The 2,240-nt window shown below is 26.7% G+C and carries 3 protein-coding genes; 1 reads left to right on the forward strand and 2 read right to left on the reverse strand.

All coding sequences use genetic code 11. The annotated features are described in order from the left end of the window. On the reverse strand, positions 1–219 hold a 219-nt coding region (locus tag BMX60_RS11565; protein ID WP_242945769.1), incomplete at its 3' end, for a transposase. A 302-nt stretch (positions 220–521) separates the two neighbouring features. Between BMX60_RS11565 and BMX60_RS11570 the strand changes: the two genes are divergently transcribed. Further along, positions 522–1,769 carry an oligosaccharide repeat unit polymerase gene (locus BMX60_RS11570; RefSeq protein WP_091351590.1) on the forward strand — a complete coding sequence of 416 codons (1,248 nt, stop codon included), beginning with the start codon at positions 522–524 and terminating at the stop codon, positions 1,767–1,769. 246 nt (positions 1,770–2,015) lie between these two features. Here the strand turns inward: BMX60_RS11570 and BMX60_RS12220 are convergent. Next, positions 2,016–2,240, reverse strand: a 225-nt coding sequence (locus tag BMX60_RS12220; protein ID WP_207648448.1) for a hypothetical protein, incomplete at its 5' end; no start/stop codon positions are given.

Here is a 2,240-nt window from a genome sequence, read left to right on the forward strand (position 1 = left end):
TTTTTCTAATCTTTTTTGTTCTGCCTCTAATGGTCTAAGATTTCCCCTACCTGGAAAAGCATCTTCTCCATATAGACTATATTGTTTTACCCATCTTCTGATAGTTGTAGGGGTAACACCAATATCTCTAGCTACATCAGTTGTTTTCTTCCCTAATTCGGTAATAAGTTTCACTATTTCTTTCTTATAATCATCAGTAAATTTATTTTTATTGTTCATAGCTGAAACACGCCCTTTCTTTTTTTATTATACCAACATTTCTACGTGTCCAGCAAATCTAGTACAGTCTAAGCTTCGGTTTTAAATGGGATGGAGGTTAAATCGTCTGGTTCAAATATATGCCACAAATTATAGTATCAACCGCTTATTGCTGGGAAAGTATTTTATAAAATGTTCCCTAATCCTTTGACAATACAGTAAACAATACAAATAAGGTAACAGGTATTTACTACCTGCTACCCCAACTATTGACAAAGAACCAAATTTTATAACCAAATTTTATAGGAGTATGGGGTGAAACAATGTTAAATATTAAAAAAAACAATATTATAGCTTTTTTTTGCTTGATTTTTTATAAATTAATACTAGATGCTTTTTACATATTTTTCATACACAAATATTATGAGTATATGGGTTTTAGTTTAGATTTTAATGGATACAAGTATTTACTAAGCCTAATGTTTATTATAATTTTATTTACATTTTTACCTAAAGATTCTCAAAAGCCTTCTTCAATATTTTTACAACTACACTTAATAGTAATGTTTATTCCAATGCTTACAATATATGCATTTATGAATGAGTCAACTAACTTTATGTTAATAAATGTGCTTGCTTTTCTATCGCAATGTATACTAATAAATTTAATGCCTAACATAAAAATTGCAAGAATAAAAAATAGTAAAAAATTATTATATTTATTATTATGTGTAATAACTATATTTGTGTATTTATCAATGATTCGGGCAAATGGGTTACCATCACTAAAGACACTTAATATTTTGAATGTCTACGATGTTAGAAGCAATGTAGCTTACCCTTTTTTAATGAACTATTTAGTAAATTGGCAAGCAAAAGTCATTAATCCTTTCTTAATTACAGTAGCTTACTTAAGAGGTTCAAGAAATTTTTTAATGGTTTTTGTTTTCTTGCAAATTATTATATATATGATTACAGCTCATAAGTCATTCTTATTTATGCCCATGGCTATTATTATTGTTTGTTATATTTTGAAAAAAGTAGATTTTTTAAAATTATCTACTATAGTATCAGCAATTAGTTCTTTTATTATACTAATACACTATTTTATATCAAAATCAATATTGGTTTCTTCAATATTTATACGACGATTTCTTTTTGTTCCTGCACATATTAAATTTTCATATTATGATTTTTTTACAAATAATTCATTTTTGTATTTTTCTTTAGGACGTATTGGTAATATTTTTGGTATAAATTATCCGTATGATAAGAAAATTGCTAATTTAATAGGAGAAGTTTATTACAATAGTCCAAACATGTGGGTCAATACAGGCTATTTAGCAGATGCATATGCGAACATGGGGTATTGGGGAATTTTTTTCATATCTATATTATTTGTTTTGGTTTTAAAAGTAATAGATTCTTTGAGTATTAAAGTAGGTAAGGAATTAACTGTAGGGTTAGCACTTTTTCCGATATTGTCATTAAATGACGGAGCTTTTTTAACCACATTATTTACTGGAGGACTTCTATTTACTATATTGGTATTATTTTTGTATTCAAAATAGTATTTAAAAACAATTGAGTTTTATTTGATTACTTACTATAATTCAAGTTGTCCGGTTCAATAATTCATCTAGGAACAATTTAAGTATAAAATTTGTGTCCGAAAACAAAAAATACCTCTAATTCTCATATGAAAATTAGAGGTTAGACCTAATTTTTATTCTTTGAATTTTGTAAGAGCCATAAAAAATGCATAACAAATAATTCATACCTTGATGGGTACAGTAAGCATTATAGTATTCATCTAGTTATAAGATATTAAAGAAGGTGTATTTACTAATGAAAAAAACAGCACTAATCATAATGATAATCACAGTATTATCGAGAGCGTAATAAATTACGTGTAATTGGATAATAATACCTCTAAAAAGGAGTTGTCCAATTATGTCAACAAAAAGTAATTTATTAGCCAAGGAATTAGCAAAAGAGTGTCGTAGTGTAGAAGATGTACAAGAACATTTGAAAAATTTATT

The organism is Anaerobranca gottschalkii DSM 13577 (genome assembly GCF_900111575.1).
Taxonomy (GTDB): Bacteria; Bacillota; Proteinivoracia; order Proteinivoracales; family Proteinivoracaceae; genus Anaerobranca; species Anaerobranca gottschalkii.